Annotated in this window: 16 protein-coding genes; 5 read left to right on the top strand and 11 right to left on the bottom strand. The window is 68.8% G+C overall.

Annotation, left to right across the window (positions count from 1 at the left end; translation table 11 throughout):
* Positions 1–268 precede the first annotated feature (268 nt).
* Positions 269–607, top strand: coding sequence for a P-II family nitrogen regulator (locus tag VM780_RS08015; protein WP_325446738.1), 339 nt, complete (start codon positions 269–271; stop codon positions 605–607).
* A gap of 70 nt (positions 608–677) precedes the next feature.
* Positions 678–2,087, top strand: coding sequence for a type I glutamate--ammonia ligase (gene glnA, locus VM780_RS08010; protein WP_325446762.1), 1,410 nt, complete (start codon positions 678–680; stop codon positions 2,085–2,087).
* 85 nt (positions 2,088–2,172) lie between these two features.
* On the opposite strand, the gene VM780_RS08005 is transcribed toward glnA, so the two are convergent.
* Genes VM780_RS08005 through VM780_RS07995 form a run of 3 tightly spaced genes read right to left on the bottom strand, consistent with a single transcriptional unit; the run spans position 2,173 to position 5,344 of the window.
* Positions 2,173–2,589 (bottom strand): hypothetical protein, encoded by a 417-nt coding sequence (locus tag VM780_RS08005; protein ID WP_325446737.1) that lies wholly within the window; start codon positions 2,587–2,589, stop codon positions 2,173–2,175.
* An 11-nt stretch (positions 2,590–2,600) separates the two neighbouring features.
* On the bottom strand, positions 2,601–4,193 hold the full coding sequence (locus VM780_RS08000) for a GMC family oxidoreductase (protein ID WP_325446736.1): 1,593 nt from the start codon (positions 4,191–4,193) through the stop codon (positions 2,601–2,603).
* Entirely contained in the window at positions 4,190–5,344 is a 1,155-nt protein-coding gene (locus VM780_RS07995) for an acyltransferase (protein WP_325446735.1), read from the bottom strand. The genes VM780_RS08000 and VM780_RS07995 overlap by 4 nt, the downstream gene beginning before the upstream one ends.
* A gap of 628 nt (positions 5,345–5,972) precedes the next feature.
* Between VM780_RS07995 and VM780_RS07990 the strand changes: the two genes are divergently transcribed.
* Positions 5,973–6,332, top strand: coding sequence for a hypothetical protein (locus tag VM780_RS07990; RefSeq protein WP_325446734.1), 360 nt, complete (start codon positions 5,973–5,975; stop codon positions 6,330–6,332).
* Positions 6,333–6,393: 61 nt separating this feature from the next.
* On the opposite strand, the gene hflX is transcribed toward VM780_RS07990, so the two are convergent.
* From hflX to dusB, 8 genes are all read right to left on the bottom strand, one after another.
* On the bottom strand, positions 6,394–7,734 hold the full coding sequence (gene hflX / locus VM780_RS07985) for a GTPase HflX (RefSeq protein ID WP_414652804.1): 1,341 nt from the start codon (positions 7,732–7,734) through the stop codon (positions 6,394–6,396).
* Between the two features lie 48 nt (positions 7,735–7,782).
* Positions 7,783–8,052 (bottom strand): RNA chaperone Hfq, encoded by a 270-nt coding sequence (hfq, locus tag VM780_RS07980; RefSeq protein WP_325446733.1) that lies wholly within the window; start codon positions 8,050–8,052, stop codon positions 7,783–7,785.
* Positions 8,053–8,244: 192 nt separating this feature from the next.
* Entirely contained in the window at positions 8,245–9,108 is an 864-nt protein-coding gene (locus VM780_RS07975) for a D-amino-acid transaminase (protein ID WP_325446732.1), read from the bottom strand.
* Between the two features lie 139 nt (positions 9,109–9,247).
* A complete protein-coding gene (locus tag VM780_RS07970) occupies positions 9,248–10,612 on the bottom strand; it encodes a sigma-54 dependent transcriptional regulator (protein ID WP_325446731.1) in 1,365 nt (454 codons plus the stop codon).
* A gap of 41 nt (positions 10,613–10,653) precedes the next feature.
* Entirely contained in the window at positions 10,654–12,897 is a 2,244-nt protein-coding gene (locus VM780_RS07965) for a PAS domain-containing sensor histidine kinase (protein ID WP_325446730.1), read from the bottom strand.
* Positions 12,898–13,083: 186 nt separating this feature from the next.
* Positions 13,084–14,523: a nitrogen regulation protein NR(I) gene (gene ntrC, locus VM780_RS07960; protein WP_325446729.1), complete on the bottom strand. Its 1,440-nt coding sequence runs from the start codon at positions 14,521–14,523 to the stop codon at positions 13,084–13,086.
* A 7-nt stretch (positions 14,524–14,530) separates the two neighbouring features.
* Positions 14,531–15,664 (bottom strand): two-component system sensor histidine kinase NtrB, encoded by a 1,134-nt coding sequence (locus tag VM780_RS07955; protein WP_414652801.1) that lies wholly within the window; start codon positions 15,662–15,664, stop codon positions 14,531–14,533.
* On the bottom strand, positions 15,661–16,695 hold the full coding sequence (dusB, locus tag VM780_RS07950) for a tRNA dihydrouridine synthase DusB (protein ID WP_325446727.1): 1,035 nt from the start codon (positions 16,693–16,695) through the stop codon (positions 15,661–15,663). Before dusB ends, VM780_RS07955 begins: the two co-directional genes overlap by 4 nt.
* 108 nt (positions 16,696–16,803) lie before the next feature.
* On the opposite strand from dusB, the gene VM780_RS07945 reads away from it, so the two are divergent.
* Together VM780_RS07945 and VM780_RS07940 are read left to right on the top strand one after the other, a co-directional pair.
* Entirely contained in the window at positions 16,804–18,054 is a 1,251-nt protein-coding gene (locus VM780_RS07945) for a bifunctional 2-C-methyl-D-erythritol 4-phosphate cytidylyltransferase/2-C-methyl-D-erythritol 2,4-cyclodiphosphate synthase (protein WP_325446726.1), read from the top strand.
* Positions 18,051–18,554, top strand: coding sequence for a nicotinamide-nucleotide amidohydrolase family protein (locus VM780_RS07940; RefSeq protein WP_325446725.1), 504 nt, complete (start codon positions 18,051–18,053; stop codon positions 18,552–18,554). The genes VM780_RS07945 and VM780_RS07940 overlap by 4 nt, the downstream gene beginning before the upstream one ends.
* The last annotated feature ends 140 nt before the right edge of the window (positions 18,555–18,694 follow it).

The following is an 18,694-nucleotide window of genomic DNA, read 5'->3' as shown; positions in this document are numbered from 1 at the left end:
GTGCGGCGCTGCTGGTCCCTGCCCAATTCGCGCGCGGCTCGGGCGCATCGGCGGGCAATCTGCGGCGTATTTTTTCATCAGTCTGCCTAATTTGCGCTCATGACGGATGGCGCCGACTTCTGTTTGACTCCGTCACGTCGTAGGACACCTTGCCATCGGCGGCGGGGGGAGCGGCTGGGCGGATTGGCATGCTTGCTGCTATCAGGCGGCGTCCCGTCCGCGCGGCCGCCAGGCGGCGCGACCGGACGGGACGAGGAGGCTCAGCGACGTGAAGAAAATCGAAGCGATCATCAAACCGTTCAAGCTCGACGAGGTGAAGGAGGCGCTGCAGGAGGTCGGGGTGCAGGGCATCACGGTGACCGAAGCCAAGGGTTTCGGCCGCCAGAAGGGCCACACCGAACTCTATCGCGGCGCTGAGTACGTGGTCGATTTTCTCCCCAAGGTGAAGATCGAGGTCGTGCTCGGAGACGATATGGTCGAGCGCGCCGTCGAGGCGATCCGCAAGGCGGCTGCGACGGGCCGGATCGGCGACGGCAAGATTTTCGTGTCTCCGGTCGAGGAAGCCATCCGCATCCGCACCGGAGAGGTCGGCGTAGAGGCCATCTGATTCTCGGACGGCCGTCGGGGGGCGGCGTCCAACGCCAAGAACACCAGCTCAAGGAAAGAGAAGAATGGCGATGAAATCCGCCGCCGACGTCATGAAGTTCATCAAGGACAACGACGTCAGATATGTGGACCTCCGGTTCACCGACCCGAAGGGCAAATGGCAGCACGTCACCTTCGACATCACGATGGTGGACGAGGATTTCTTCGCCGAAGGCCAGATGTTCGACGGCTCGTCGATCGCCGGCTGGAAGGCGATCAACGAGTCCGACATGCTGCTGATGCCGGACGTGAAGACCGCCTGCATCGATCCGTTCTTCGCCGCCTCCACGCTCTCGGTCGTGTGCGACGTGCTCGAGCCGACCACCAACGAGCCCTATGAGCGCGACCCGCGCGGCACGCTGGTCAAGGCCGAGGCCTATCTGAAGTCGCTCGGCATCGGCGACACCATCTATTTCGGCCCCGAGGCCGAGTTCTTCGTGTTCGACGACGTTCGCTTCGCGGCGACGCCGTACAACACCGGCTTCAAGCTCGACTCCGACGAGCTGCCGACCAATTCCGACGCCGAATACGACACCGGCAATCTGGGCCACCGGATCCGCACCAAGGGCGGTTACTTCCCGGTGCCGCCGATGGACAGCGCGCAGGACATGCGCGGCGAGATGCTCGCCGCCATGGCCGCGATGGGCGCGAAGGTCGAGAAGCACCACCACGAGGTGGCTTCCGCCCAGCACGAGCTCGGCCTCAAATTCGAGGAAGCCGTGCTGATGGCCGATCACACGCAGGTCTACAAATACTGCATCCACCAGGTGGCGCAGTCCTACGGCAAGACCGCGACCTTCATGCCGAAGCCGGTCTATGGCGACAACGGCTCGGGCATGCACTGCCACATGTCGATCTGGAAGGACGGCAAGCCGCTGTTCGCCGGCGACAAATACGCCGGTCTGAGCCAGGAGTGCCTCTGGTACATCGGCGGCATCATCAAGCACGCGAAGGCGGTCAACGCCTTCACCAACCCGACGACGAACAGCTACAAGCGCCTCGTCCCGGGCTTCGAGGCGCCGGTGCTGCTGGCCTATTCGGCCCGCAACCGCTCCGCGTCCTGCCGCATCCCGTTCACGACCTCGCCCAAGGCGAAGCGCGTCGAGGTCCGTTTCCCGGACCCGTCGGCGAACCCCTATCTGTGCTTCGCCGCGCTGATGATGGCCGGCCTCGACGGCATCACCAACAAAATCGATCCCGGTCAGGCGATGGACAAGGATCTCTACGACCTACCGCCGAAGGAACTGCGCAAGATCCCGACCGTCTGCGGCTCGCTGCGCGAGGCGCTGCAGTCGCTCGACAAGGACCGCGAGTTCCTGAAGAAGGGCGGCGTGTTCACCGACGACCAGATCGACAGCTTCATCGAGCTCAAGATGCAGGACGTGATCCGCTTCGAGCACACGCCGCATCCGGTCGAGTTCGACATGTACTACTCGGTCTGAGGACTTCCTTCCGTCGGGCCACGGGCCCGCGATCGTCAGGGGACGCCGCGAGGCGTCCCCTTTTTTCGTTTCACGGCGATCCGGTTCAGACCGGTTGAGCGCTCAGCATCCGGGCGGCGCAGAGGCTGGCCTCGGTCTCCGAGAGCACCCAGCCGTCGACCACGACGGTGCGGTCGTCGGCGAAGTCCAGCGCGCACTGGTCCTGCACCAGCGTCTTGCGCGTGGTCGGGCAATCCTCGGCGATCGCCTGCCGGATGAGCGGGCGGTCCGTCAGCGCGGCCGCGAGGCTCGGCAGGTCCCGCGCCAGCCCGTCGGCCGCGAGCGCGCTGCGGCCGAGCCGCCGGACCGCCGGCTCGTCCGGCACCATGTCGAGCAGCGAGAAGAAATCCGGATGGTTGCGCGGCACGAAGCGGCAGGCGACGCGGCTGCCGCCATAGGCCAGGCCGCCGAGCGCAACCACGCCGACCGAACCCAGCAGCGCGCGGCGGGTGAAATTTCCCATGCGGGCCTCCGTTAAGCCGCGACGGCGAGATGCTCGGCGAGCCGGATCGCGAGCGTGACGACGGTGAGCGTCGGGTTGGCGCAGCCGCCGGTGGTGAAGGTCGAGCTGCCGGCCATGTAGAGATTGGCGACCGAATGCAGCCGGCAGTCGCGGTCGACCACGCCCTGGCGCGGATCGTCATGCATGCGGGTCGTGCCCATGTGGTGGTAGGCCGAATAGGCGAGCTCGAGGTCGGGCTTCTCGCCGATGCCGAGCCGCATGCGGCCGAGCCCGGCGGCCCCGATGGCGGCGCCGATCACCTCATGGGTACGGCGCAACTTGAGCAGATCGTCGGCCGAGACGCGCCAGTCGAGGGCGATGCGGTTGAAGCCGAGCGGGTCCTTGTCGGTGATCAGCGTGACGCGGCTGTCCGGGTTCGGCGACTGTTCGGCGTCCTGCCTGAGCTTGTAGACGCGGGCAGGATGCGCCGGCGGCATGAAGCTGCGCACGGCGTGCCGATACACGCCGGTGGCGACCTGGCCAAGATCGTCGGTCATGTCGCAATAACGCTCCGCGAAGCGGTCCGGAACGTGCCCGCGGCTGAACGTCTTCAGCATCGTGGAGAACGCGATCCAGCCATAGTTGCGGAAGTCGTCATTGTAGACGTCCTTCTCATACTGCGGCACGAGGAACGCCGAATTGTTGTTGAGGCCCATGGACTTGATCAGGTCCGGGTTGAGCTTCAGGCCGATCAGCAGCTTGGTCCCGCCGGCCTGCATGTCGGCGGCGTAGAGCGAGGTGTCGACGCCCTCGTTGAACATGATGGTGGTGGTCTCGACCGTCATGTGATCGGTGTAGTAGCGGCCGACGAGATCATGCTCGTTGCCGAGACCCGCAGGCCGCTGCTTGCGGCAGTTCAGCAGGATGCGGGCGTTCTCGAGCCCGCCGCAGGCGATCACATAGGTCTTGGCCTTCACGGTCGTCCGGCGGCCGTCGAGCGTGCTGGCGGTGACGGACTGGACCACGTCGGAGCCGTCCCGCAGCGTCACGTCGGTCAGGCTGGCGTGCAGCCAGCACTGGATGCGCGGCTCGTTGGCGACGGCGTCATAGAACTTCTCGGCGAACCGCGTCGGCGGGCTCTCCTGATAGACGTCCGTGAACACCTTCGCCGGGTCGAGCGGCAGCGCCTTGTGCGGGAGCGCGGCGCTCCAGTCGGCGAGGTCATATTTGAACGGGCCGAGGTCGAGATAATCCTGGGCGCGGGCGTAGAACGGGTTGAGCTCCTCGCGCGTCACCGGCCAGCCATGGGTCGGCATGTCAGCGCGCTTCTCGAAATCGAGCGGGTCGAGCGGCGCGCAGAGGCCGGTCCAGTGGCCGGACGTGCCGCCGAACTGCCTGAGCCGGGAATTGGCGACGTCGATATTGTCGTGGCCGGTGACGGCGCCTCGGTAGAGGTCCTGGGAATCTTCCTCATAGGCCGGGCCGCCGCCTTCGAGCAGCACCACGGTCTTGCCCTTGCGGGCGAGCTCCAGCGCAAGCGTGATGCCTGCCGGGCCCGTGCCCACGACGCAGACATCCCCTGTGATCTCGGCCGGCGCGGCTCCGGACCTGAGGTCTGCGATCATTTTCCGGCGCCTGCCTGATCGGCCGCCGCCGCCAATGCGCGGGCGGGCCGGGGTTGCGAAAACAGGCGCGCCATCAGGCCGCGCCCGGGCTTCTCCACGAGCGTGTAGGCCGCTTGCGCGACGAACACCGTCGCGGCCAGCGCCGCGAATCCGAGCGCCGCCCGCTGCGCGAACGTATGACCGAACCCTAAAAATTTGGCGCCTGTGAACGCGATCTGCAGCACGATCGCGTGCGTCAGATAGATCGCGTAGGAGAGCTCGCCGAGCCACGCCAGGAGCCGGCCGCGCAGCAAGCCGGGCGCGGGCTGCGCGGCGCGGGACGCGAGCGCCGCGGTCAGCACCACCATCGGCGGCCACAGCGCGTCATAGGTCGCGTTCATCGCGATCAGCGCGGCGCAGACCGCCAACACCCCGCCGACGACCGCCGCATAGCCGCGCGGGCTCATGGCGAGCAGCGCGGGCTCGTCGTCGAACATCCGCCTGAGCAGCATGCCCGCGAAGAAGGAGGGAATGATGCGGAACGCGCCGCCATCATAGGTCAGCGTGACGAGATCCGCGCCGAGCGCGAGCTCCGAGAACGCCGCGCAGGCGACGAACAGGCCGAGCGCCACCGCGATCCGCGCCGTCGATCCGCGCACCCGGTCGGCGGCGAGGAAGAACAGCGGGATCGCCAGATAGGCGCACCATTCCGCGCTGACCGACCAGGACGGCCAGTTCCAGGCGAGGTCGCTGGTCGCCCAAGTCGAGTGCAGCATCAGAAAGGTGACGGCGAAGCTCCAGAGCGTGTGCGGGTTCTCGGTCTCGAGCCCGACCCCGCGGCCCGCCAGCACCAGCGCCGCCACCACGACAAGGGTCGCGACATGCAGCGGCCAGAGCCGCGCCAGCCGCTTGCCCAGGAAGGTGAAGTAGCGAAACCGCCCCTCCCGCCACGCCGGATCGTACACATGAGCCAGCACGAAGCCGCTCTGGACGAAGAAGAAGTCGACGATGATCCGGGCGTATTCGACGGAAGGCGGCACGCCGCCATGGCCGCGCGTCGCCATCGACAGCGCATGCGCGCTCACGATCGCGACAGCGGCGATCCCGCGCACGGCGATGAGCTCCGGAAGGAGCGCGCCGGCCTGCAGAGTTCGTCCCGAAGCAGTCGTCATGGCGCGGCCCTGGCGCATTCCGGAGCGCCCGGGTCGGAGGCTGCGGATGGGCGTCTGGACGCGATTCTACGCGGCGAAGGTTGAGAGGACGTTGGCGCGAGCGCCGACTCGCGCCCGGCCCAAGAAGCGAATCGATGACGGGTTGACGACAGGATCGGACGGGCGCATCCTGATCTCGTCAACACAGACACCGGAGGTCTAGAAAAATGACTCCGCCGAAGCGTGTAGACTGACCGCTACGCCGCGTATCCGGATCGCGGACCGAGCGGAAAAAGGAAAAATTTAGCTGACTTGCCGAAGCGTGTGCCTTGAGTGACTCTGCGGATGCTTGCCGATGGATCGGAACGGCCGGTGACGTCGGGATCAGGCAAGGCAAATACTTCGGAATAGATCGACGACGCACAGGTTCATGACAAGCCGAGACACCTCTTCGAGGCCCGGCCCACACCCGTGAGAACCTGGATCATCGACGTCCATGAAACGCCTCGCCGGCCCTGTCGGCGGGGCGTTTCTGCGTTCAGGGCCTTTCTCCGCCGACAGCGAAGTCGGCAAGGCGACGTTTGCTTGTAGCGAAGCCGGCGCACTACCTTGGGCGTCGGCCGCAATGGCCGGCTTCGGGGGAAAGATCATGCGCAGTTTCGTGGCGGCCGGCGTCCTCGCCTGCCTGATGGCGAGCTCGGCCTATGCGGCCGAATTCGCGGCGCGCTACGACGTCAAAGGCGAGAGCCCAGGCGGCGGAGGCGAATATGAAGGCGTGGTCACGGTGAAGAAGACCGGCGACGCGACGTACCAAGTGGTTTGGACGATCGGTCCCGACAAATTCGTCGGCACTGGCATCGGCGGCCCGGATGGGCTCGCGGTCGGCTACAAGTCCGGCTCGAACACCGGGATCGCGATCTACAGCGTGGAAAAGGGCGGCGTGGTCGGGGGCTACTGGACCTATGCCGGTGGCAAGCAGGTCGGCACGGAGACCTGGACGCCGCGCTGAGCTTCAGCCCATCGCGAAACCGAGGCGGCGCCGCGCTGCGGCGTCGCCTCGGACAAGCGGGTTAGATGGCGTTCACCGAGTCAAAGCGCCGGCGCAGGCCATCGACCCGCTCCGGCTCGACCCGAACCGTGACCTGAACCGCGCCGTCCTCGGCGACCTTGCGGTCCATCACGTCGCCATGCCGGTGCAGCCAGTTCTCGCCCGCGCCGTCATCCGCCGCGATCGTGACGACCACCGTCTCGCGCCGCGCCGAGAGCCGCGCCTCGATTGCGGCCAGCAGGGCGTCCTCGCCCTCCCCGGTCAGCGCCGAAACCAGCACCGGCCGCCTGTCGGCCTCACGGCGGGCGACCGTCGCGGCGAGGCTCGCCCGCGCGTCCTCGTCGAGCCGGTCGACCTTGTTCCAGACCTCGACCACGCGCTCGTCCGTGGCCGGATCGATGCCGAGGTCGCGCAGCACCGCCTCGACGTCGGCGGCCTGCGCCTCCGCGTCCTCGTGGCTGACGTCGCGGACATGCAGGATGACGTCGGCCTCGATCACCTCCTCGAGCGTCGCCCGGAAGGCTGCGATCAGTTGCGTCGGCAGCTCGGAGATGAAGCCCACGGTGTCGGACAGGATCGCGTGCGCGCCGTGCGGCAGGCGGATCTGCCGCAGCGTCGGGTCGAGGGTCGCGAACAGCATGTCGGCCGCCGTGACCTCGGCGCGCGTCAGCCGGTTGAACAGCGTCGACTTGCCTGCGTTGGTGTAGCCGACGAGCGCGACCACCGGGTAAGGCACCCGCTTGCGCCCTGCCCGGTGCAGCCCGCGGGTGCGCCGCACCTGCTCGAGCTCGCGCTCGATCTTGAGGATGCGCTCGCCGATCACGCGGCGGTCGGCCTCGATCTGGGTCTCGCCGGGGCCGCCGAGGAAGCCGAAGCCGCCGCGCTGCCGTTCCAGATGGGTCCAGGACCGCACCAGCCGGCTCTTCTGCCAGGTCAGATGGGCGTGCTCGACCTGCAGCACGCCTTCCTTGGTGCGCGCCCGGCGGCCGAAGATCTCGAGGATCAGGCCGGTGCGGTCGATGACCTTGGAGCCGAGCTCCTTCTCGAGGTTGCGCTGCTGCACCGGGCTCAGGGCCGCATCGAGCACGACGAGCTCGACCTCTTCGGCCTTCACGAGCTCGGCGAGCTCCTCGACCTTGCCCTTGCCCAGATAGGTCGAGGGCCGGATCTCGCTCAGCGTCACCAGACGGCTTTCCGCCACGTCGAGGTCGATCGCCTCGGCGAGGCCGACGGCCTCTTCCAGCCGGGCCGCCGGAGCGCGCAACGGCTCGTCGGCGCGCCGCGAGGAGAGGATCGGCGTCACCACCAGAGCGCGCGTGCGCGCGTTCCGGCTGCTGTAGCCCTGCCCGTTGTGACCCGTGATTTCGTTCAATCGCTTACCCGCTCGCCGCAAGGGCCAACGAGAGCGCCATCAGCGTCCGCGGCCCGCACCCGCCGTCTCGGCCTCTTCCTCCGGCTCGAAGAGCTGGATCGGATGGCCCGGCATCACGGTTGATATGGCGTGCTTGTAGACGAGTTGCGAGTGGCCGTCGCGGCGCAGCAGCACGCAAAAATTGTCGAACCAGGTCACGACGCCCTGCAGCTTAACGCCGTTCACAAGGAAGATGGTGAGGGGCACCTTGTTCTTGCGGACATTGTTCAGAAAGGTGTCCTGGAGGTTCTGAACGCGCTCGGCGGCCATGTTCTTGTTCTTTCGTTTGAGCTCAAGCGATCGCGCGGACGCCTCTGACGGCGCGAGCGGAAGCGCTGCGGATTCTGCGCCGCGGCTTGCCCCCGTATCTCGCGCGTCGGCGGAGGATGACCGCGCGCGGGGTTATTAACGCCGCTGCGCGGGAATTTCGCAAGGGCGACAGGGCGTCGCCGGGCCGCCGGGTCACCCTCGCGCGCGCTCCGCGAACTCATGGAATCGGCGCCGAAGCTCGCGCGCGACCGGCCCGGGCGCGCCATCGCCGACTGGCGCGCCGTCGATCATGATCACGGACGTCACGATCGTCGTCGCAGCCGTGATGAAGGCCTCCCGGGCGGATTTGGCTTCATCCACAGAAAAGGCGCGCTCCTCGACGCTGAGGCCGAGCTCGCGCGCGATGTCGAACACCGTCGTGCGGGTGACGCCGCGCAGGATTCCCGCATCCGCCGGCCGGGTGACGAGCGCGCCGGCGGCGGTGACGATCCAGGCGTTGGTCGAGCCGCCCTCGGTGACGAAACCCTGCGGGTCGACGAACCAGGCCTCGCGCGCGCCTGCCTCGCGGGCCTGCTGCTTGGCGAGCACGTTGGGCAGCAGCCCGATCGCCTTGATGTCGACGCGCGGCCACCGGTTCTCCGGCACGGTGATGACCGCGGCGCCGGCCGCGGCGGTCGCCTCGACCTTCGCCCGGTCCGAAGAGCGCGCCGTCACCACCAGGGCCGGCGATACGTCTGCGGCCGGGAAGTAGTGGTCCCGACGCGCGACGCCGCGGGTGACCTGGAGATAGACGATGCCGTCGCGCACCCGGTTGCGCCTGACGGTCTCGCGCAGCACGATCTTGAGCGCCGCCTCCGGCATCGGCGGCCGGATCTTGAGCTCGCCGAGCGAGCGGGCGAGCCGCGCGAGATGCCGCGTCTCGTCGATCAGCGCGCCGTCGCGCACCTCGCAGACTTCATAGACGCCGTCGCCGAACTGGTAGCCGCGATCCTCGATGTGCACCGCCGCCCTCGCATGCGGGACGTAGCGGCCGTTCACATAGGCGATGCGGGACATGTGTTGGATCCGCAGATGGAGAAAGGCGTCATCCCGGCCGAAGCGCAGCTGAGAGCCGGGATCGTGCTCCGGAGGAGGCGCTTAAATAGGACGACGATCCCGGCTCTGCGCTGCGGCTTGGCCGGGATGACGATCGCTGTCACCCGATGCCGAGCGCCTTGAGCTTGCGGTGAAGCGCCGAGCGCTCCATGCCGATGAACTCGGCGGTGCGGGAGATGTTGCCGCCGAACCGGCTGATCTGGGCGAGCAGATATTGCCGCTCGAAGATCTCGCGCGCCTCGCGCAGCGCAAGCCCCATCAGCTGCTCGCCCCCCGCGCCGGCGGGGGTCGGCGGCACCATGGTGCCAATCTCGGACGGCAGCATGTCGGCCGTGACCACCGCCTCCGCGTCGCCGCCGGCGAGGATCATCAGCCGCTCGACATTGTTGCGGAGCTGCCGGACGTTGCCCGGCCAGTCATGGCTCTGCAGCACCGCCATGGCGTCCTCGCCGATCTTGCGCTTGGCGAGGCCGGTCGCGGCCGAGATCTGGTCGAGGAAGAAGTCGATCAGCTCGGGAATGTCCTCGCGCCGTTCGGCGAGCGCCGGCACCCGCACGGGCACCACCGCGAGCCGGTGGAACAGATCCTCGCGGAAGCGGCCCTCGGCGATCTCCTCCTCAAGATTGCGCGACGAGGACGAGATGATCCGCACGTCGACATGCACGCGCGTGGTCCCGCCGACGCGCGCGAATGTCTGCTCGACCAGCACGCGCAGGATGCGGTTCTGGGTCTCGCGCGGCATGTCGGCGATCTCGTCGATGAACAGCGTGCCGCCATGCGCCTCCTCGAGCGCGCCGATCTTGCGCTGGCCGTCGGCGCCTTCGACGCCGAACAGCTCCTCCTCCATCCGCTCCGGCGTGATCGCAGCGGCGTTGATCAGCACGAACGGGCCGCTCGCCCGCGCCGAGCGGGCATGGATCACCCGCGCCGCGAGCTCCTTGCCGGAGCCGGAGGGGCCGGCGATCAGGATACGGCTGTTGGTCGGCGCCACGCGTTCGAGGGCGCCGCGCAGCTGGTTCATCACCGTGGAATGGCCGATGAACTTGGTGGCTTGCCCGGAGCCGCGCCGCAGATCCTTGAGCTCGCGCTTCAGCGCGAAGGATTCGAGCGCGCGCTGCGCGATCAGCACGAGACGGTCGGCCTTGAACGGCTTCTCGATAAAGTCGTAGGCGCCGCTCTTGATCGCCGAAACGGCGGTCTCGATGTTGCCGTGTCCGGAAATCATGACGATCGGGATTTCCGGGTGGTCGCGGTGGATCGCGTCGAGGATCTCGAGCCCGTCGAGCTTCGAGCCCTGCAGCCAGATGTCCAGGAACACGAGCTGCGGACGCCGCTTGGCGATTTCCGCCAGCGCCTCGTCGGAATTCCGCGCGGTCCGCGTGCCGTGGCCTTCGTCCTGCAGAATGCCGGCGACGAGTTCGCGGATGTCGGCTTCGTCGTCGACGATGAGGATGTCGGTCGCCATGAGGAGAAAAGAAGCTCCGGAATAATGTTGGCTTGAACAGATCAGGCGGCGGGCGCCGCGGCGGTCGGTACAGTGGCGGAGGAGCCCGGACTGCGGGCCTGGAACCAGAGACGGACCATGGCGCCGCGCCCGCCGGATGCCACCGAGGGCGCATCGAGCAGCTCTACGCCGCCGCCATGCTCCTCCATGATCTTGCCGACGATCGCGAGACCAAGCCCGGTCCCCTTCTCGCGGGTCGTCATATAGGGCTCGAGCAGCCGCTGCCGATTCTCGGTCGGCAATCCGGCGCCGTTGTCGACGACCTCGATGACCGCGAGGTCGCCTTCGCGGCGGACCGCGACGTCGATCCTGCCCTGGCCGCGAATCTCTTCGGGCACCGAATGGACCGACTCGGTCGCGTTCTTGACGATGTTGGTGACGGCCTGAGCGATCAGCCTCCGGTCGAACCGGGCGAGCACCGGCGTGTCGGCGCCATGGGCCTCGATCCGGATGTCCGGATAGCCGACCCGCATCATGAAGACGCCCTGCTTCACGACGTTGGCGAGGTCCTCCTCCTCGATCGTCGGCTTCGGCATTCGGGCGAAGGAGGAGAACTCGTCGACCATCCGCTTGATGTCGTCGACCTGGCGGATGATCGTGTCCGTGCACTGGTCGAAGATGTCCCGCTCCTCGACGATGACCTTGCCGTATTTGCGCCGGATGCGCTCCGCCGAGAGCTGGATCGGGGTCAGCGGGTTCTTGATCTCGTGGGCGATGCGCCGCGCGACGTCGGCCCAGGCGGAGGTGCGCTGCGCGGCGACCAGCTCGGTGATGTCGTCGAGCGTGACCACATAGCCGTGGTCGTCAGCGGTCGAGGTCTCCGTCGTGAAGCGGACGTTGAGGTTCCGCTCGCGCCCGGCCCGCAGGATCGTCACCTGCCCCTGCACCAGGCGCTGCGAACGCCCGAGCGCGGCGTCGATCAGCGGCCCGAACTCCGGCGCGGCGTCGCGCAGCGGCCGGCCCAGCAGCGTCTCCTCCGGCGCGCCGATCAGCTTTTCGGCGCTGCGGTTCATCAGCGTCACGGCGCCGGCGGGGTCGATGCCGATGACGCCTGCGCTGACGCCGGCCAGCATCGCCTCGGTGAAACGGCGGCGGCTGTCCATCTGCTCGGCGGCCTCGACGAGCCGGTTGCGCTGGCTCCTCAGCTCCGAGGTCATCTTGTTGAAGGTTTCGGCGAGCGCGCCGAGATCGCCCTCCTGCTTGCGGGTGATCGGCACCTGGACGTTGAGGTCGCCGAACGAGACGCGGTCGGCCGCGGTGATCAGGCGGCGGATGGGCGACACCAGCCGGTTCGCGAAGGCGAGGCCGAGCCAGATCGCGGCGAGCAGCAGGGACAGGGAGACCAGCACGTAGAGCAGCGCGACCGTCGTCTGGATGTCGCGCCGCCTGAGCGTCAGCGAGCTGTATTCGGCGGAGCCCTGCTCGACGAGCTGCATGTAGCTGTTGGCGCGCGGATCGACGGGACGGGCCACGAACAGCACGAGGTCGTCATAGTTCGCGAGCTTGAGCACCGCGCCGATCGCGTTCTGCTTGCCCGGCGCGAGCAGCGTTGGCTCGTCGGTCGGCGCGTTCTCGACGTCGAGCTGCGGCGGTTTCGGAAAGTCGCGGCCGATCTGGATCTTGGCGCGCTCGACGACCGTCATGTCGGGCTTCAGGAGCTGCGCCTCCGGCAGGCCGCGGATCGTCGCCTGCGCGGTGAAGAACTCCGAAAAGCGCTCGTGGTCATTGTCGAACAACGGGCGGGCGCGGTTCACGTCGCTCGCCATCGCGAGGATCTCGCCTCGGATCGAGCGCGCGTGCTCGTTGAGATAGGCGCGTGCGACGACCAGCGAGTTGTCGACGATCTCGCGCACGCGGGTCGAGAACCAGCTGTCGAAGCCCTTGTCGATCGTGATCAGCGCAAACACGGCGAGCAGGGCCGCGGGCGTCACCGCCACGATCGAGAACAGCGCCACCAGCCGGCCGTGGATCTGCGAGCCGGCCTGGCCGCGCCAGCGCGCCAACACGAAGGCGCGGATTTCCCAGAGGATGATGACGACCAGCAGCGCCGCGAAGCCGCCATTGACGTAGATCGCGATCTGGCTGGCGTGCTCGGTCGGCTCGATGTCGGCGCGTCCGGTCAGCACCATGAAAGTGACGAGCGCGGAGATCAGCGCCGCGATGACGCAGACCGGCCCGAACACGCCTGGGCCGCGGCGCTCACGCGGCGCGATCGGCTCTGGCTGATGGTCGGCGTCGGCGGCCAAACACGGCTCCCGGGCGAACGGCGGTCATGGCGACGGGAGCCGCGGCGACGATGAATCGCTGGTCCCCCGATGATGCAGCCGTACCACACTGTTGTCGCAATGCGACAACTTCTGGGCAGCCAGAGCATGTTTTGAACGGGGCGCGGGCCGCCGCCCTCGGGCGCCCGCGCGCGTGCCGTCAGCCGGTCAGCGCGTCAGCCGCACCACCTGGACGTCGAGATCGCGGATTTTCTTGCGCAGCGTGTTGCGGTTCACGCCCAGCAGCTCCGCGGCCTTGATCTGATTGCCGCGCGTGGCGGCGAGCGCCGCCGAGATCAGCGGATACTCCACCTCGCGCAGGACGCGGTGGTAGAGGCCGGGCGGCGGCAGGTTCTCGCCGAAGTCCGAGAAATAGCTCGTCAGGTGCCGCTCCACCGAGCCGCCGAGCGTCTCGGCCGCCGCGCCGTCCTCGCCGAGGCTGTTGGTCGCCGGCTGGGAGAGTTCGGCGTCGATGATCGAGGCGCCGATCATCTCCTGCGGATAGAGCGCGGCCAGCCGCCGGATCAGGTTCTCGAGCTCGCGGATGTTGCCGGGCCAGCGATAGCGCTTCAGCCGGTCGAGCGCGGCGGCGTCGATCTGCTTGGCCGGCAGGCCCTCGCGCAGCGCAAGCGCGAAGAAGTGGCGCACGAGGTCCGGCACGTCCTCAGCGCGCTCGCGCAGCGGCGGAAGCCGGATCGGCACCACGTTGAGCCGGAAGAACAAATCCTCGCGGAACAGCCCCTGCTGGATCAGCAGGCGCAGATCCTTGTTGGTGGCGGCGACGATTCGTACGTCGGTCTTGATCGCGGTGCGGCCGCCGACGGTGGTGTACTCGCCCTGCTGGAGCACGCGCAGCAGCCGGGTCTGGGCCTCCATCGGCATGTCGCCGATCTCGTCCAGGAACAGCGTGCCGCCCTCGGCCTGCTCGAAGCGCCCCGACGAGCGCGCCTGCGCGCCCGTGAAGGCGCCCTTCTCATGGCCGAACAGCTCGGCCTCAATCAGGTCGCGCGGGATCGCCGCCATGTTGATCGCGACGAACGGCCCGGATCGGCGCTTGCCGTAGTCGTGCAGCGCGCGCGCCACGAGCTCCTTGCCGGTGCCGCTCTCGCCCGAGATCATCACGGTGAGGTCGGTCTGCATCAGCCGCGCCAGCACGCGGTAGATGTCCTGCATCGCGGGCGAGCGTCCGACCAGCGGGATCTCGTCGGTCTCGACATCGTCGGCGCGCTTGGCGCGGCCGCGCGGCTCGGTGAGCGCGCGGCCGACGATCGCGATCAGCTCCTTGAGGTCGAACGGCTTCGGCAGGTACTCGTAAGCGCCCTTCTCCGAGGCGCGGATCGCCGTCATGAACGTGTTCTGGGCGCTCATCACCACGACCGGCAGCTCCGGCCGCGCCTTCTTGATGCGCGGCAGCATGTCGAAGGCGTTTTCGTCCGGCATCACCACGTCGGTGATGACGAGGTCGCCGTCGCCCTGGCTGACCCAGCGCCACAGGGTCGCGGCGTTGCCGGTGGAGCGAACCTCATAGCCGGCCCGGCTGAGCGCCTGGTTCAGCACCGTGCGGATCGCGGCGTCGTCGTCTGCGACGAGGATGCTGCCCTGCGGCATGACCGGCTTAACTCCTTGGATTCTGGACGTCGTTCCCGACGAACATCGGCATCAGCACGCGGAACACGGTGCGCCGCGGCTGGGATTCGCATTCGATGATGCCGCCGTGATTGCCGACGATCTTGGCGACCAGCGCGAGGCCGAGGCCCGAGCCGGTCGGCTTCGTGGTCACGAACGGGTCGAACAGATGCGGCATCAGGTCCTCCGGCACGCCGGGGCCGTTGTCGCGGACGGTGAACTGCAGCGGCAGGCTCACCTTGGTCGAGGAGCCGGGCACGCTCAGCCGCACGCCGGGGCGGAACGAGGTCGAGAGGTGGATCTCGCCATCCGCTGCGTCTCCAATGGCTTCGGCGGCGTTCTTCACCAGGTTCAGGAACACCTGGATGAGCTGGTCGCGGTTGGCCAGCACCGGCGGCAGCGAGGGGTCGTACTCCTCGACGATCCGGACGTTGCGGCCAAAGCCTGAGAGCGCGAGCCGCTTCACATGCTCGAGCACGGCGTGGATGTTGACCGCCTCGCGCTCGATCGGCCGCTCGTCGGAGAACACCTCCATCCGGTCGACGAGCTTCACGATGCGGTCGGCCTCGTCGCAGATCAGGCGGGTCAGCGCCCGGTCCTCGTCGCTCGCCGACTGCTCCAGAAGCTGCGCCGCGCCGCGGATGCCGGACAGCGGATTCTTGATCTCATGCGCCAGCATGGCGGCGAGCGCCGTGACCGAACGCGCCGCGCCGCGATGGGTGAGCTGGCGATCCATCTTGTCCGCGATCGTGCGCTCCTGCAGCACGACCACCAGGATGCCGGGCCGCTCGGCGAGCGGGGCGACATGGACGTCGACGATGCGTTCGCCGCCGGTGCGCGGCATGCCGAGATCGACGCGGTACTCGTTCACGGGCGCGTTGCGCTCGAGCGCCTGCTCGAGCAGCGCGATCAACGGCGAGCCGAACGGCACCAGCTCCTTCAGGTCGTGGCGGCGGAGCACGATCGCGCTCAGCTCGAAGAACGCCTCCGCCGAGACGTTCACGTCGATGATGCGGCCATCTTCGCGGACGCACAGCACCGGATGCGGCAGCGTGTTGAGCACGGCCTCCGGCGCGCCGGCGCCGCTGCGCGGCCTGTCGCTGCTGGGCGGGGCCGCGTTCACGCCGCGAGCTCCCATTCGAGATCGGCCAAGGCGCGGTCGAACGCCGCGATCGCGGCTTCGGGCGCGCCGGCGGTCAGCGCCGCGGCCTTGGCGGCCGGCGGAACCACGCGCCCGACGCTCTGCGCAGCGGCGTCGAGATACCAGCCGAGGTGCTTGCGCGCATGCCGGGTCCCGGTGTCGCGGCCATAGAGCGCGAGCAGCCCTTCGTAATGTTCCAGCGCAAGCTCCCTCTGGGTCGCGAGCGCCGGCGTCGCGGTCTTGCCGCCGGTCGCCAGATAGTTCGCGACGTGGCCGGGGAACCATGCGCGCCCCTGCGCGCCGCGTCCCACCATGACGCCGTCGGCGCCTGACGCAGCGAGCATCGCCGGAGCATGCTCGACTTCCGTCAGATCGCCATTGGCGATGACGGGAATCGACACCCGCTCCTTCACCGCGCGGATCGCGGACCAGTCCGCCCTGCCCTCATAAAACTGCGCGCGGGTGCGGCCATGCACCGTCACCAGCGCGGCGCCTTCGGCCTCGGCGCGCGCCGCGAGCTCCGGCGCGACGATCGAATCGGCGTCCCAGCCAAGCCGCATCTTGACCGTCACGGGCGCGCCCGCCGCCGCCACCGCGGCCGCGATCAGTCGCGTCGCGAGGTCGAGATCCTTCAACAGGGCCGAACCGCCATGGCCGCCCACAACCTTCCTGGCCGGGCAGCCCATGTTGAGATCCACCACGTCGGCCCCGGCGCCGACGGCGAGCCGCGCGGCCTCGGCGATCCACGCCGGGTCGCGGCCGGCGAGCTGCACGACGTGGAGCGGCAGGCCCGAGCCCTCCGCGCGCAGCCGGGACTCCTCGTCCGCCCGGGCGAATTCCGCGCAGGCGACCATCTCGGACACCACCACGCCCGCGCCGAGGCGGGCGGCGATGCGACGGAACACGATGTCCGTCACGCCCGACATGGGCGCGAGCGCGACGCCGTTCGCCGCGCGGACTGCGCCGATGGGGAAGGATTTCGCGGACGGCTTAGGGATGCTGGTGGTGCTCATAAATTAGTCGCAGTCCTCTATGCACACATATTAGCCAGTTCGGCCTTTGGTACAATGCGCAATCTCGCGGCGGGACAGAACATCGCGGTTTGGCTAGAAGGCGGCGCAATGCCCGACGCGGATTCCACCTTCGAACAAGCCGGCGCGCCCCCCAAAGTGGCGGCGCTGATTTGCGCCGCCGGCGCAGGCTCCAGGGCGGGCTTCGCCGAGCCGAAGCAGTATCGCGATCTCGGCGGCGGCGAGCCGATGCTGACGGCGACGGCGCGCGCCTTCCTCGCCCACCCGGGCGTCGCGCGCCTGCGGATCGTCATAGGCGAAGGCCAGCTGGCCCGCTACGAGGCGGCTATCGCGCCGCTCCTGGGATCGGCGAAGCTCGGACCGCCGGCGATCGGCGGCGCGACCCGGCAGGCCTCGGTGCGCGCCGGCCTCGCCGCGCTCTCTGGAGAGGCGCCGGAGATCGTGCTGGTCCACGACGCGGCGCGGCCATTCGTCAGCGAAGCGCTGATCAGCCGCGCGATCGCGGCCGCGGCGGCGACAGGCGGCGCGACGCCCGGCGCGCCGGTGACGGACACGATCTGCCTCTTGGGCCAGGACGGCATGCGGGGCGAGACGCTCGATCGCGCAAAGGCCCGTCTGCTGCAGACTCCGCAGGCCTTTCGCTATGACGATCTCAAGGCCGCGCACGAGCGCGCAGCGGCCGAAGGGCGCGCGGATTTCACCGACGACGGCGCGCTGTTCGCCTGGGCCGGGCATGAGGTGGCGATGTTCGAAGGCGAGGCGCGCAATTTGAAGCTGACCACGCAGGACCAGTTCGACGACGCCCTGTTGCGCCGCGCCGCCGCGGCCCTGCTCGCGCAAGGCGACGTGCGGACCGGCTCCGGCTTCGACGTCCACGCTTTTGGCCCGGGCGATCATGTGATGCTCGGCGGCGTGCGGGTGCCGCATGAGTTCGGACTCGTCGGCCATTCGGACGCGGACGTCGCGCTGCATGCGCTGACCGACGCGATTCTCGGCGCCCTCGCCGACGGCGACATCGGGGCGCATTTCCCGCCCTCCGATCCCGCCTGGAAGGGCGCAGCCTCCGACCAGTTTCTCGCCGACGCAGTTCGGCGGGTGCGGGACGCCGGCGGCGCGGTGGCGCATCTCGACCTCACCATCATCGGCGAGGCGCCCAAGATTGGGCCGCACCGCGAGGCCGTTCGGGCGAAGATCGCGGAGATCGCCGGCCTCCCGGTGGGCCGCGTCGCCGTGAAGGCGACCACCACCGAACGGCTGGGATTCGCAGGCCGGCGCGAGGGGCTGGCGGCGCTCGCCTCCGCCACCATCCGCCTGCCGTTCCGCGAGGGGTTCGAGCCGTGACCGGGACCATCTACGAACTGGCCGAGGAGGCGCTGCGGCTCGCCCGCGGCGCCGGGCTGACGATCACGACCGCCGAATCCTGCACGGGTGGGCTCGTGGCCGGCGCGCTGACCGAGGTTCCCGGTTCGTCGGAGGCCTTCGACCGCGGCCTGGTGACCTATTCGAACGCCGCCAAGACCGCGCTGCTCGGCGTGCCCGAGGCGACGCTGGCCGAACATGGCGCGGTCAGCGAGGCCGTGGCGCGCGCGATGGCGGAGGGCGCGCTCGCGGCCGCCGGCGCAGGCGTCGCGGTCGCCATCACCGGCGTCGCGGGTCCGGGCGGGGGAACGGCGACCAAGCCCGTGGGCCTGGTGCATTTCGCCGCCGCCCGACGCGGTAGGCCGACGCTCCACCGCGAGCGCCGCTTCGGCGATCTGGGCCGTTCGGAGGTGAGGCGCAGATCGGTGATCGAGGCGCTGACGCTGCTCTGCGAGGCGCTCGGCGCCGAAGCCGCGGCGTAAGACGCCGTCACCGCAAGAAGAAGCTTGTCATCCTCCGGATCGACCGGAGGATCCACCTCGGGCGTCGAGCGCGGGAGCGACATGGATGGTCCGGACGAGCCGGACCATGACAAGGCCTCTGGAGCGGCGGCGCTTCAGCC

Source organism: Hansschlegelia sp., from assembly GCF_035538955.1.
Classification (GTDB): domain Bacteria; phylum Pseudomonadota; class Alphaproteobacteria; order Rhizobiales; family Methylopilaceae; genus Methylopila.
The sequence above is the reverse complement of the archived record's forward strand: the minus strand, read 5'-3'. Positions and strand labels throughout refer to the sequence as shown.

Excerpts from the sequence above, each read along its gene's own strand:
- glnA (WP_325446762.1), top strand. The coding sequence starts at position 678 with ATGAAATCCGCCGCCGACGTCATGAAGTTCATCAAGGACAACGACGTC.
- VM780_RS08005 (WP_325446737.1), bottom strand. The coding sequence starts at position 2,589 with ATGGGAAATTTCACCCGCCGCGCGCTGCTGGGTTCGGTCGGCGTGGTT.
- VM780_RS08000 (WP_325446736.1), bottom strand. The coding sequence starts at position 4,193 with ATGATCGCAGACCTCAGGTCCGGAGCCGCGCCGGCCGAGATCACAGGG.
- VM780_RS07995 (WP_325446735.1), bottom strand. The coding sequence starts at position 5,344 with ATGACGACTGCTTCGGGACGAACTCTGCAGGCCGGCGCGCTCCTTCCG.
- VM780_RS07990 (WP_325446734.1), top strand. The coding sequence starts at position 5,973 with ATGCGCAGTTTCGTGGCGGCCGGCGTCCTCGCCTGCCTGATGGCGAGC.
- hfq (WP_325446733.1), bottom strand. The coding sequence starts at position 8,052 with ATGGCCGCCGAGCGCGTTCAGAACCTCCAGGACACCTTTCTGAACAAT.
- VM780_RS07975 (WP_325446732.1), bottom strand. The coding sequence starts at position 9,108 with ATGTCCCGCATCGCCTATGTGAACGGCCGCTACGTCCCGCATGCGAGG.
- VM780_RS07970 (WP_325446731.1), bottom strand. The coding sequence starts at position 10,612 with ATGGCGACCGACATCCTCATCGTCGACGACGAAGCCGACATCCGCGAA.
- ntrC (WP_325446729.1), bottom strand. The coding sequence starts at position 14,523 with ATGCCGCAGGGCAGCATCCTCGTCGCAGACGACGACGCCGCGATCCGC.
- dusB (WP_325446727.1), bottom strand. The coding sequence starts at position 16,695 with ATGAGCACCACCAGCATCCCTAAGCCGTCCGCGAAATCCTTCCCCATC.
- VM780_RS07945 (WP_325446726.1), top strand. The coding sequence starts at position 16,804 with ATGCCCGACGCGGATTCCACCTTCGAACAAGCCGGCGCGCCCCCCAAA.